Source organism: Sanguibacter biliveldensis (assembly GCF_033798665.1).
GTDB classification, from domain to species: Bacteria; Actinomycetota; Actinomycetes; order Actinomycetales; family Cellulomonadaceae; genus Sanguibacter; species Sanguibacter inulinus.
This window is the reverse complement of the sequence record NZ_CP138359.1, coordinates 585,214-598,087: the sequence shown is the minus strand read 5'-3', so window position 1 is coordinate 598,087 and position 12,874 is coordinate 585,214. Positions and strand designations below refer to the sequence as shown.

Annotated in this window: 7 protein-coding genes; 2 read left to right on the top strand and 5 right to left on the bottom strand. The window is 72.1% G+C overall.

The features are described 5' to 3' along the window. Nucleotides 1-64 precede the first annotated feature (64 nt). Together SANBI_RS02600 and SANBI_RS02595 are read right to left on the bottom strand one after the other, a co-directional pair. Entirely contained in the window at nt 65-1,051 is a 987-nt protein-coding gene (locus tag SANBI_RS02600; protein WP_319158647.1) for an aldo/keto reductase, read from the bottom strand. A 100-nt stretch (nt 1,052-1,151) separates the two neighbouring features. Beyond that, on the bottom strand, nt 1,152-6,671 hold the full coding sequence (locus SANBI_RS02595; RefSeq protein ID WP_319158646.1) for a rhamnogalacturonan lyase family protein: 5,520 nt from the start codon (nt 6,669-6,671) through the stop codon (nt 1,152-1,154). A 335-nt stretch (nt 6,672-7,006) separates the two neighbouring features. Here SANBI_RS02595 and SANBI_RS02590 point away from each other — a divergent pair, with 335 nt between their 5' ends. Beyond that, nucleotides 7,007-7,336: a cupin domain-containing protein gene (locus tag SANBI_RS02590; protein WP_319158644.1), complete on the top strand. Its 330-nt coding sequence runs from the start codon at nt 7,007-7,009 to the stop codon at nt 7,334-7,336. 9 nt (nt 7,337-7,345) lie between these two features. Here the strand turns inward: SANBI_RS02590 and SANBI_RS02585 are convergent, their stop codons facing one another. Next, the gene (locus SANBI_RS02585) at nt 7,346-9,001 is read right to left on the bottom strand and encodes a mannitol dehydrogenase family protein (RefSeq protein ID WP_319158642.1); all 1,656 of its coding nucleotides are present in this window, start codon (nt 8,999-9,001) and stop codon (nt 7,346-7,348) included. A gap of 95 nt (nt 9,002-9,096) precedes the next feature. Beyond that, nucleotides 9,097-10,137: a LacI family DNA-binding transcriptional regulator gene (locus SANBI_RS02580; RefSeq protein ID WP_319158640.1), complete on the bottom strand. Its 1,041-nt coding sequence runs from the start codon at nt 10,135-10,137 to the stop codon at nt 9,097-9,099. A 276-nt stretch (nt 10,138-10,413) separates the two neighbouring features. Here SANBI_RS02580 and uxaC point away from each other — a divergent pair, with 276 nt between their 5' ends. Next, a complete protein-coding gene (uxaC, locus tag SANBI_RS02575; RefSeq protein WP_319158638.1) occupies nt 10,414-11,892 on the top strand; it encodes a glucuronate isomerase in 1,479 nt (492 codons plus the stop codon). A gap of 56 nt (nt 11,893-11,948) precedes the next feature. Here the strand turns inward: uxaC and SANBI_RS02570 are convergent, their stop codons facing one another. Next, complete coding sequence (locus tag SANBI_RS02570) at nt 11,949-12,830, bottom strand: P-loop NTPase family protein (protein WP_319158636.1); 882 nt, start codon at nt 12,828-12,830, stop codon at nt 11,949-11,951. Nucleotides 12,831-12,874: the final 44 nt, after the last annotated feature.

Genomic DNA, 12,874 nt, shown 5'->3' with positions numbered 1-12,874 from the left:
TCTCCTGTGATCGCGGGACTGGTCAGGGCCGCGACGGTGCGGCCCTGACCAGGGTAGCGACCTCTCAGATGCTGATGTCCGGCAGGCTCGCGTGCGGCACCGGGGCCATCGGGTCGAGCAACCACGCCTCGCGCAGCTCCGCCCACAGCTCGACAGGCACAGGGGTCCGGGCTGCCTCGAGGAAGGCCGAGACCTGGTCTGCGCCGCGCGCCCCGACCACCGTCGAGACGACAGCGGGGTGCGCCCGGACGAAGGCGAGGGCCGCGTCGGGCAGCGTCACGCCGTGGCGCTCGCAGGCGTCGGCGATCTTGCGGGCGCGCTCGAGCAGCGGCGCCGGGGCCTCGGAGTAGTTGTAGAGAGCACCCTCGGGCGGGCGTGGACGGGCGAGCAGCCCGGAGTTGAACACCCCACCGATCACGACACCCACGTCGTGGGCGAGCGCGGCCGGCAGCAGGTCCGCGAGCGCGCCCTGCTCGAGGAGCGTGTAGCGCCCCGCGCACAGCACGAGGTCGATGTCGGTCTCCTCGACGAAGCGGGTGAGCATCGCCGTCTGGTTCATCCCCGCCCCGACGGCGCGGACCAGACCCTCCTCGCGCAGCTCGATCATCGCGGGGATGGCGGTCGTCAGCGCCTGCTCTTCGTGGTCGTCCGGGTCGTGGAGGTAGAGCACGTCCACGCGGTCGAGCCCCAGGCGGTCGAGGCTCTCGTGCAGGGACCGGCGGATCCCGTCGCGGCTGAGGTCGTCCTCGAGCCTGAGGTCTGCGGGGACGTCGAACATGGGGTCGCGCTCGTCGGCGGTCTCGGGCGAGGGGACGAGCCGGCGACCCACCTTGGTCGAGAGCACGTACTCGTCCCGGGGCCGCTCGGCGAGGAGCTCGCCGAGGCGTCGTTCGGACAAGCCGCGACCGTAGGCGGGGGCGGTGTCGAAGTAGCGCACGCCGCCGTCCCACGCCGTGCCGACAGCGCCGGCCGCCTCGGCGTCCGTCGTCACCCTGTAGAGGTTCCCGAGCTGGGAGGTCCCGAGTCCCAGCGGGCTGAGGTTGACCGTCATCTGCTCACCTTGGCAGGTCGGGGGCCTGGGCGCACGCCCTCGCCGCCCGGGTGCGTGAGGCACCCGGGCGGCGAGGGACTGCGCAGCACCACGTCCGAGGTCAGACCAGACCTGTCGTGCCGGTCTGGCCACGCCGGCGGCGGACGACGAGCAGCACGGCGCCGGCGAGCAGCAGGAGCACTCCCGCACCGACGGCGACGCCGATCTCGGCGCCCGTCGCGCTGAGCGCACCGGGGCTCGTGCCCGAGCCGGTCCCGACCGTCGAGCCGGAGCCTGCGGCACCGCCCGTCCCCGACCCCCCACCGGGTCCGGTGCCCGGGGCGGCACCACCTGTCTCGGGTCCGGCTCCGGGGTCGGTCCCCGGGTCAGGAGCTGCCCCCGGGTCCGGGTCGGTCCCGGGACCGGTCCCCGGGTCGGTCTCGGCGGCGACGAGCAGGGAGGTCCAGCCGACCACCCCGTCGCTGCCGTCCTGGACCACGATCCTGTGCTCACCCGGCGCGGCGTCGAGCGGGATCACCGCGGTGAGCGTGGACGCGTCGGACACCTGCTGCCAGTCACCCAGCAGCACAGGGTCGGAGCGCAGCCACACCGACATCCACTCACCGGTCCGCGAGTCGTCCACGAGCGTCACCGGGACGGTGTCGCCCGGCGAGTGCTCTCCGCCCGGCACCGTGACGAGACCCTCGAGACCGGGCAGCAGCGCAGACTCGTCCGCCGGCACGGGCGGTCCTGCCGGCGAGGTGACGACGCCCGACCCGTCGTGCCCCGTGTAGACGATCGACGGTGCCGCAGGTGTCTCCATCCCCTCCCCGAGGAGATAGCTCGTGTGCGGGGGCTGGTTGTACGACACGTTCTGCCACGCGACCCCGAGCCTGTAGACGGGGTCGTGCATGAGGGTCGGCAGCCTGTGCTCGGTGACGTCGGTCGTCGTGAAGACGCGCAGCGCCGATGAGTCGTCCGTGCGGTACACGAGCTCTTCGCGCCAGTCGCCGAAGAGGTCCGCCTGGAGGGCGGGGTTGCCCTTGGTGTCGTTGTTCGTCCGGGTCCCCTCGAAGGTCTCGAGGCGCACGGTCTGCTGGTCCTCCCAGTCCCACTTGGACACCGAGGGCACGCCGACGCGGGTGTCCGTCGAGAAGTCGTGGTCGGTGATCTCCCGGAGGAGGTCGCCGTCCCACCAGGTGAGGAAGTTCGCCGCCGGGATGGTCTCGGAGATCAGCGTGCCGTCGGCGGCGCGCATCTGCCCGGCACGGCTGTCCCAGGCCCCGTCGGTGGTCACGGCCCAGGACTCAGCGCCGTCGTGCGTCGGGTCGATGTCCGCGGAGGCACCGCGCCCGACGTCCCGGGTGGCGGGCATCGACCAGAGGACCTCGCCCGTGGCGGCGTCGCGCATGGTCGCGCCGATGCCCTTCGAGCTCGGGGCCTCCTCGTGCACCGCGAACACCTCGAGACCGGGCCGTGACGGGATCAGGTCGGAGACGTGCATCGCGTCGCCGTGCCCGAGCCCGGTCGAGTAGAGCACCGTGCCGTCGTCGTCGAGGGTCATCGAGCCGAAGACGATCTCGTCCTTCTGGTCGCCGTCGACGTCGGCCACCGACAGGTTGTGGTTGCCCTGCCCGCGGTACTGGTCACCGGCGACGTCGGAGTCGAAGACCCAGCGCTGCGTGAGCGACGTGCCGTCGAAGTCGTACGTCGCGACGACCGTGCGCGTGTAGTAGCCGCGGCTGAAGATCGCGCTCGGGTGCTCGCCGTCGAGGTACGCGACCCCGGCGAGGAACCTGTCGACCCTGTTGCCGTAGGTGTCGCCCCACGCGCCGACATCGCCGCGCGGCGGGTCGTAGGCGACGGTGTCGACAGCGGCTCCGGTCTCACCGTCGAAGACCGTGAGGAACTCCGGTCCCGTGAGGACGTAGCCGCCGGAGTTGCGGTAGTCGGCGTCCGGATCGCCGATGACCGTGCCGGCACCGTCGACGGTGCCGTCGGCGGTCTTGAGCATGATCTCGGCCCGGCCGTCCGAGTCGAGGTCGAAGACCACCATCTGGGTGTAGTGCGCCCCGGCCCGGATGTTCGGGCCCATCGAGATGCGCCACAGACGCGTCCCGTCGAGCCTGTACGCGTCGACGTAGACGGTCCCGGTGTAGCCGGACTGCGAGTTGTCCTTGCCGTTGCTCGGCGACCACATGACGACGAGCTCGTACTCCCCGTCGCCGTCGAGGTCGCCGACCGTGGTGTCGCCCGCGTAGTAGGAGTAGGGCTGGCCGTCCTTGGTGTAGGCGTCGGCAGGCTTGTCGAGCGGGATGTCGTACGAGCCGTCGGCCCACACCCCGAACTCGGCTGTGGGCTCCGACCGCAGGCCCGCGTAGACCGGCGTCACCGTGTAGACGGAGTCTTCGGTGCCGTCAGGGTCGACGTAGTTGGTGCTCGTGGTGATCGGGCGCGGGGTGATCGTGGTCCCGTCACGCTGGACCGTGAAGCCGATCTCCGCGGGGTCGAGCCCGAGCATCCGCCAGCCGAGGTACACGCCCTCGTCGACCTTCACGGCGACGGGCGAGCGGTCGAGGTGCTCGGCCTGCCGGGTGAGGACGGTGCCGGCCGTCGAGGCGAGGCGCTCCGAACGGCCGGACTCGCCGCCCGCGTTCACGGCGGCGACCTCGTAGTAGTACGGCACCGTGGTGAGCACCGTGGTGTCGGTGAAGGTCGCGGTCGCCGAGCTGCCGACGAAGACTGCGTCGCCGTCGGCCGTGGACGCACGGTAGACCGAGTAGGCGATCGCGTCGTCCTTGGCGTCCCAGGTGAAGGTCACGTCGTTCTTGCCGACGGTGCCGAGGGTCAGGCCCGTCGGGGTGACCGGTGCGACGACACCCTCGTCGACCGTGACGACCTCGAGCGCGTTCGACGCGACAGACTCCATGCCTGCCGCGTCGACGGCCGTGACCGTGTACGTGTAGACCTGCCCGACAGCCGCGCCGGTGTCGACCAGCGTCGTCCCGGGCTGCTCGGCCACGCGCATCGGCGTCTGCTCGTTCGCACCCTGACGGTAGACGCGGTACGCGACCGCGACGTCGACGGGCTGCCAGGAGAGCGAGGTGGAGACCGCCGTGCCGTCGATCGACAGGTCGTCGAGGGTGAGAGTCTGCGGCGCGAGCAGCAACGGTGTCACCTCGATGCCGTTGAGCCGGGAGGAGGCCCCGGTGAGCTGGATGTTCAGCTGGCCGTCGGTGACGAGGACCGGCGAGCTGGTCTTCTGCGAGACCGACGCCGCCCCGGCGTTCGACGCCCCGAAGTCTTTGCCCTCGATGACGACGTTCGACCGGCTGCTGCCGATCCAGTCGCCGTTGTAGGTCTTGACGGCGTACGTGCCGTTCGGCACGTCGAGCGCGAACACGTGCTGCGGGCCGGGCAGCAGGAAGTCCCGCTGCAGGTCGTCCGGCGGCGGCGTGTAGCCGGTCCCGCGGTCCCGGCCCCCGAGGCCCGTCACGTCGAGGAACCCGACGCCCTTCTCAGGCGTGTAGAGGCTGTTCTGGTTCAGCTCGGTGTATCCCGGCATGAGCGGGTTCCCGGCGAGCTGCACGTCGAACTTGTAGCGCGCGAGGGAGGTGGTGACGCGCACCGGAGCCGACGGCTCGGAGTCACCCCGGCCGTTGACCGCGACCACGCGGAAGTCGTAGGACGCGCCCTCGGTGAGGCCCGAGACCGCCGACTGCGGGAGCGTCGACGAGCCGACGAGCGCGTAGGCCTCGTCGCCCGCGGCGGCGTCCTTGCGGAACACCGTGTAGATGTCGGCTCCGTCGACGGGCGTCCAGCGCAGCAGCGCGCCGGCGTTGGAGACGTCGCCCGCGACGAGCCCGACAGGCGCTGCGGGGACCGCGGCGGGTGGCTCGACCTCGAGGACCGACCCGGCGAGCGGGATGTCGAGCTCCGCGACGGCCCCGGCGACGAGCCGCGCCATCTGGATCGCGCCGTACTCCTGGAAGTGCGTGTCGTCGGTCGTCCCGGTCGGGCGGCCCGGGTAGACCCCGGCCGGCACGTGCAGGAAGACGGACTTCGCGGCCTCGGCCCCGATCGAGTCGAGGTACTCCCGGCTCAGCCTGGAGAGGTCGACGAGCGGCACACCCTCGGCCGCGGCCAGGTCTGTCGCGGCCTGCACGTACTCGGGGAAGGAGACCGTGAACGCGCCCTGCGCATCGACGGCGCGCCGCGAGACAGGCGTGACGACGACCGGTGTGGCACCGCGCTGGACAGCACCGTCGACGAAGGTCCGCAGGTAGTCCGCGTAGTCGGCCGGGGCTGCGTAGCGGTCGTCGACACCGTAGGAGTTGTCGTTGTGGCCGAACTGCACGAACAGGTAGTCACCCGGCTCGATCTGCCGCAGCACCTCGTCGAGGCGTCCCTGGCTGATGAAGTTCTTGGTGCTGCGTCCACCGATCGCGTGGTTCGCGACGGTCACGTCGTCAGCGAGGAACCGCGGGAGCATCTGCCCCCAGCCCGCCTGCGGGGCGTAGTCAGAGGTGTACGTCTGGACCGTCGAGTCGCCGGTGAGGAAGGCCGTCGGGGTCCCGGCAGCCACGCGGTCCGGGAGGCGGGTGATGGTCAGGGCCGCGAGGTTCGCCGCGGTCCCGCCGAGCTCGAGGTTGAGCTGGCCGTCGACGAGAGCGAGGTCGAAGGACATCTCGAGGGTCTCGCCGGCCGGGTTCGTGGTCGGCTGCACCTTGGCGATGGTCTCGGCCGTGATCGAGATGTCCGTCGGGCCGGTGGGGTCACCGGCCACGAGGGTCACTGTGTAGTCGCCCGCCGGGAGGTCGACGACGAGCTCGGTGTCGCCGACGGTGACGAAGTCGCCGCGGAGCGCGTCGTCGCCGCCCCTGTCGGTGCCCGTCACCTGGGCCGTGTCGACGAACCCGAGACGGGACTCTGCGGTGTAGGCGGTCGACGCGTCGATTCCGGTCCAGCCCTCCTCGACAGCGCCGGGTCCGAGGTCGACGCGCAGGACCCCACCCTCGGGGAGCGCGGCCGGGGTCGCCGCGGGGGTGGCGGTCGCCGCGGAGTACTCCGAACGACCCGCGGCTGTCGTCGCGGCGACGCGGTAGTACCCCACGGTCGCGGTGTCAGCGTCAGGGTCGACGAGGCTGAAGGTGCGCTCACCCGTGCGCCCGACCTCGGTGTACGTGCCGTCCACGGTTCCCGAGCGGGTCAGCACGTAGCCGGTCGCACCCGCGACCTGGTCCCAGCGCAGCGTCACGGCCGACCCGGTCACGTGCGCCGTGCGCACCCACGCGGGGGCTGCGAGACCGGGCACGACGGGGTCGGCCGGGTCGTCCGCGGCTGTGGCTGGGGTCTCCTCGGTTCCTGCTGGCACGGGGTCAGGGGCGACGTCCGCGCTCGAGGCAGGCGGGGCCGGCGTCGAGGTCACGTCGACGTCGAGGACCTGGGTGCTCGACGTGTCGGGGGCGCCGGGGATTGTGTCGTCCGCCGTGGCGGGGAGGGCGACGACGACCGCTGTCAGCGCTGTCGACGCGGCGGCCGCTCCGGCGACCACCGCTCTCAGGGCTCTGCTCCGGTGGCGACGGGGCGTCTGCGGCCCGCCGCTCCGCGGGGTCGGTGCCCCGGGGATGGTGCTGTGCATGGAGGTCTCCTGCTCGTGGGATCTCGGTCGGTGAGCTCCGGCGCCCGTGCGTCTGTGCGCGGGCGACAGGGACCGCGCCACCGTCTGCACCCGAGTGTCTTCGTCCCGGGCGTGCACGGCGCTGCTGCCGAGCAGGAGGTGGAGCGGGGTGTTCTCTGCAGCGCAGATTGAATCGATTCAAGACAGCGGGGGCGCTCGTCGATGAACACCCCGGAGTCAGACGTCGACCTGCGGGAAGCGCTTGCCGTCGTCGAGCACGACCTTCTCAGAGCGGGTGAAGGATGTCAACGGTCAGCCTCGTCGGCCGGGCCCCGGTGCACGCGCTAAGGTCTCGCATGGACATCACCACCCAGACCCCGACCTTCTTCGAGGACGCTCCCGGGATCGGCATGACCCAGCTGCAGGACGGCACGACCACCGGGCACACCCGCATCGACGTCGCGACCCTCGCCGCGGGAAGCACCCTCCCCCGGCACGCGGCCGGCACGGACCAGGTCTTCGCCGTGCTCGCCGGCAGAGGCCGGGTCGCCTCCGACGACGACGTCGAGCACCCCGTCGGCCCTGGCGCCACCGTCAGGTGGTCCAAGGGCGAGCAGCACACCTCGTGGGCCGACACCGAGATGACAGTCGTCATCGTGCAGACCCGCGAGACCGCGCAGGCCTGACCCGGGAGGTCAGTGCTGCGCGTACCCCGCGAGCAGCCGCTCCGCGTGCGCGACCACGGCACCCCGGAACCCCGCGTGGTCACGGATCTCGGCCGGGAACACCTGCTCGACCGCGAGCATCCGCCGCACGAGGGCCTCGGCGTGGGCCGGGGCGACCTCGTCAGGCGCGGCGACCTCGGCGGCTGCGGCGCGCAGCTCGTCGGCGATCGGGTCGTCGAGGCGCAGCGGCTCGCCCGTCACGGTGCGACCGGCCGCGACGAACACGACCCAGCCCGCGACCCCGTGCGCGACGGCGTCGGGCACGGCGCCTGCCGCGAGCCTGTCGGCAGCCGTCGCGAGGAAGCGGATGGGCAGCTTCTTCGAGCCGTCCATCGCCACCTGGGTCGTCGTGTGGCCGAGCGCGGGGTTGGCGAAGCGCTCGAGGAGCGACTCGGCGTAGGCGGCGAGGTCGAGCCCTTCCGGTGCGACGAGGGTCGGGATCACGTCGTCGAGCAGCAGCGACCGCGCGGCGGACAGCAGCGCCGGGTCCGCCACGGCGTCGGCGATCAACCTGTGCCCGGCGACCGACCCGAGGTAGGCGAGCAGCGAGTGCGTGCCGTTGAGCATCCGCAGCTTGGCGCGCTCGAAGGGGGCGACGTCGTCGGTGAGCGTGGCTCCGGCGAGCTCCCAGGCCGGCCTGGGGCCGGCGAACCTGTCTTCGATCACCCACTGCATGAAGGGCTCGGCGACGACCAGACCCTCGTCGCGCACCCCGGTCGCCGCCTCGGCCGCCGCACGGTCGTCCTCGGTCGTCGCCGGGACGATGCGGTCGACCATGGTGCACGGGAAGGTCACCGAGGCGTGCACCCACGCCCGCAGCCGCTCGACCTGCTCGGGGTCCGCGCCGGGCACCCCGGCGGCCGCGTCGAGGGCCTGGCCGACCAGGCCTTCGAGGACGTGCCCGTTGTCGAGCAGGTTGTCGCAGGTGAGGACAGTGAGCGGCTCGCCGCCGGCGCGGGCTCGGGCCGCGAGACCGCGGACCAGCAGCCCGATCGCGCTGCGCGCAGGCACGGCGTCCTCGACGACGACGTGGGTCGTCGCCGCGCCCTGCACCTCCGCGCCGGTCTGGCGGGCGAGGGCGGCAGCGCCGCGGATCTCCCCGACGAGCGCGTCGATGTCACCGCGGACGTCGGGGTCAGCGAGGTCGAGCCGGCCGTCCGGGCCCGCTGTGTAGCCCTTCTCGGTCACCGTGAGGGTCACGATGTGGGTGGTCGGCGCGGCGATCGCGTCGAGAACCCGCTGCGTCTCCTCGCGCGGGAAGGCGACCCCGCGGACCGAGCCGATCACGCGCAGCGAGGAGGAGTCCGTGCCGACGGTCCGCACCCCGTAGAGACCGTCCTGGGGCACGAGCTGCTCGACGACGGTGGCAGACCGCTGCGTCACGCCGAGGATCCCCCAGCCCGTCTCGCCCGTGGCTGCGGCGGCGTCTTCGGTGAAGACGGCCTGGTGCGCCCTGTGGAAGGCCCCGATGCCGAGGTGCACGATCCCCACGGTCACGGCCGTCGGGTCGACAGCCGGCCCGGTGACCCCCGGCCGCTGCGACACCTCGGGGCAGGTGGCGAGGCTGAGCCTGCGGGACGCGCGAGTCGTGGTGGGGGTGCGGTCGGTCGGGTCGGTGCTCGTCATCGAGAAGATCCTTCGGTCGGACGGTGCCTCGAGGGCCACGGTCGGGGGCTGAGGTGCTGCGGTGCGGCGGGCTGGCCCGTCAGGTGCGAGGTTCGTCAGGCACGCGGTCCGTCAGGACGAGGTTCGGCGGTCGTGCCCCGGACGACGAGCTCGACAGGCAGGCTCGGGCGGGCTGGCGGCTCGTCCTCGTCTGCCAGGCCCGCGAGGTCGTCCTCGCGACTCTCTCCCGTGTCGCGGTCGAGCTGCTCGACGAGGCGGTCGACCGCACCGCGGCCGAGCGCCGCGAGCGGGATGCTCACCGTGGTCAGGGCCGGGGAGACGAGGGTCGCGACCGAGACGTCGTCGAAGCCGACGACGGACAGGTCGCGCGGGACCTGGAGCCCGCGGTGACGCAGGCGGTCGACGAGACCGAGCGCCTGGAGGTCGTTGTAGGTCAGCACGGCGGTGGCCCCGCTCGCCACGACGAGGTCGGCGGCGGCGACACCGCCGGAGAAGGTCGGACGGAAGTGCCCGACATCCACCACCTCGACGCCGGTCTCACGGCCCGCGGCCTCGATCCCGCGTCGACGCTCGGCGCCTGACCACGAGCCGGCCGGGCCGCTCACGGCGGCGACACTGCGGTGCCCGAGGGCCTTGAGGTGGCTGAGCGACTGACGCACGCCACCCGCGTTGTCGATCACGAGCGAGGCGAGCCCCTCGACCTCGCGGTTGAGCAGCACGGCCGGGCGGCCGTCGACAGCGGTCAGCAACGAGAGGTCCGACGACCGCGGCGAGGCGAGGACGAGCCCGTCGACCTGCGCGGTGAGCATCGAGACCAGCTCGAGCTCTTGGCCGGCGTCTTCGTCGGAGTCCGCGACGAGCACGGCATAGCCGTGCGTGCGGGCGCGGCTCTGCACAGCCTTGGTGATCGAGGCGAAGAAGGGGTTCTCGAGGTCGGGGACGAGCAGCCCGAGGGTGGTGGTCCGGCCGACCCGGAGACCTCGTGCGGCCGGGTTGGGGCGGTAGTCGAGCTTCTTCGCGGCCTGCTCGACCCGCTCGCGCGTCGCGTCCGAGACCATGCCCGGCGCGGAGAGCGCCCGGGAGACCGTGGAGATCGAGACTCCTGCGAGGGCTGCCACGTCACGCACCGTCGCCATCGGCCGACCTCCTCGTCGCTCGTCATCACCTGGCATCGCCGGGTTGCTGCCTGGCACTGCCGGGTTCTCGTCAGGCCATCGCACAAGAGGGCCCCCGCTAGTCTGCAAACGTTTCCAGCCTTCTGTCAACCGGCATGGTCGCGGGAGGCGTCGCCGAGCCCCGGAGCCCTGAACCGCCCAGCACGAACAACAGCCTCCCGCGCCTTGCACCCTCGACCGACATCGAGGCACGATGGCCTGCAAACGATCACAGAGTGTTTCAACGAGGAGACGACCGTGAGCACCGCGACGCCCAGCACGACCACCTACGCCCTGCCCGACGGAGCCCGGCCGTGGCAGCTCCACGACGACCGCGCGCTCCCGGCGGACCCGTCGACCCGAGCCGCCGCCCGCGAGATCTACCAGCAGACACGGGCCCTGCCGATCGTGTCGATGCACGGCCACGTCGAGGCGCAGACGATCGACGAGAACCTGCCCTTCGGCAACCCTGCCGAGCTGCTGGTCGTCCCCGACCACTACCTCGTGCGGATGCTCGTGTCCCAGGGCGCGAGCGTCGACAGGCTCGGTATCGCCCCCGTCGACCCGGCGAGCACTGTGGTCCCGGAGCAGGACCCGCGTGCCGTGTGGCGTCGCTTCTGCGAGAGCTGGCACCTGTTCCGCGGCACCCCCACCCGGTACTGGATGGAGCACGAGCTCGTCGAGGTCTTCGGCGTCGCCGAGCGTCCGTCGGCGGAGTCCGCCGACAGGATCTACGACCACCTCGACGCCGCGCTGCGCAGCGACGCCTTCAGGCCGCGCGCGCTCTTCGACAGCTTCGACATCGAGATCCTCGCCTCGACCGACCCCGCATGGAGCCCGCTGACCCACCACGCGAACCTCGCCGCGGCCGGGTGGGGCGAGCGCGTGGTGCCGACCTTCCGCCCCGACCCGCTGCTGCACCTCGACCGCCCCGGGTGGCGCGGCGACGTCGATCTGCTCTCGGCGGCTGCGAGCCTCGACGTCACGTCGTACCCGACCTACCTCGAGGCGCTCCGCGAGCGCCGCGCCGCCTTCGTCGCGGCCGGGGCACGGGCGACCGACCACGGCCACCTGCTCGCCGACACCACACCGCTGCCCGATTCTGAGGCGCACAGGATCTTCGACCTGGCACTCAGCGGGGTCGCCCCGAGCCCCGCCGAGGCGCAGGCCTTCAGCGGTCACATGCTCTTCCAGATGGCGGCGATGTCCGCCGAGGACGGGCTGGTCATGCAGCTGCACCCCGGCGTGCTGCGCGACCACGACAGGTCTGTGCTGGCGACCTTCGGCGCCGACAAGGGCTACGACATCCCCGTGCAGGCGGAGTACACGCGGTCGCTGCGCCCCCTGCTCGAGGCCTTCGGGCACCACCCGGGCTTCCGCCTGGTGGTCTTCACCATCGACGAGACGGTCTACTCCCGCGAGCTCGCACCGCTCGCTGGCGTGTACCCGGCGATGCGCCTCGGGGCGCCGTGGTGGTTCCTCGACTCCCCCGACGGCATGCGCCGCTTCCGGGAGACCTCGACGGAGACCGCCGGCTTCTACAACACGACAGGATTTGTCGACGACACCCGGGCGTTCTGCTCGATCCCCGCCCGCCACGACCTGTCCCGCCGCATCGACGCCGGGTACCTCGCGCGACTGGTCGTGGAGCACAGGCTGGACCTCGACGAGGCGACGGAGACAGCCGTCGACCTCGCGTACACGCTCCCGAAGGCGGCGTACGCGCGACGCGGCTGAGCTGCGGCGGGTCGGACGATGCCCCTCAGGTCGTCGTCCGCCCCCTCCAGGACCTCTCAGCCTGCCGCGGGACGGACGCCGCCCTCACCCTCGGTCGGTACAGAGGTGTCACGGAGATGACGTCGGGCGAACTCCCGGATGCTCGCTGCGCTCTCCTCGCGGCTCGTGGTCGAGGTCTCCACGACGTGCACCGGGATGGGCAGATCAGCGATCAGCGTGAGCTCGAGCTCACGTCGGTGGCGCATGAACTCGACGTATCCGTCGAAGCCTCGGAGTCCGCGGGCGAGACCGTAGCCCTGCTCGGTGTGATAGGCCACCACGAAGTCCAGCCATGCGGCAGGGCGTTCCGCTGCCGCACGTCGCAAGGCCTCTTCAGGATCACCAGGATCGAGGTAGACGAGCGCCGGATCCTGATCGAGGACAGTCTCGGCGAGAGACCGCACGTGGTCCGCGAGCTCGTCGTACGGGCGGTCGAACCGTGCGACGAAGGCGCAGACGGGATTCTGGATGAAGACGCACTCCCACACCTGGGTCGCCGCCGGAGGCGCAGCCGCGCCGAACTGCCGCCAGCTCTCGCGCAGCACCCTCCCGTGCACCTCGGGGTCGATGTCGCCGTCGTAGACCTCGAGAGCCTGGAGAGCTGCCGCCAGAGCGCTCGGGAGACCACGGTCCTGGGGACTGCGGACGAGCCACGCGCCGTCGGACGGTTCGACGACCGCTGAGAGGATCCGGTCCCACCCCGGTCCGGCCGCCCCGAGGCGTTCGCGGTCACGGTCCGTCAGCACCGCCACCTGGTCGAGGTCCACCGGGTGGTCTGGCCTCGACTCCGGCCAGTGGTCGACCAGCGCGCCACCCTGCGCCATCCAGCCTGCGAGCTCGCTCGCACTGGTGCTCTTCCCGGACCCGGGAAGCCCTTCGAACAGCACGAGCCCTGGCACCAGCACCCCTTCGGTAGTCCTCGCAGAGCAGGGTATGCCACCGG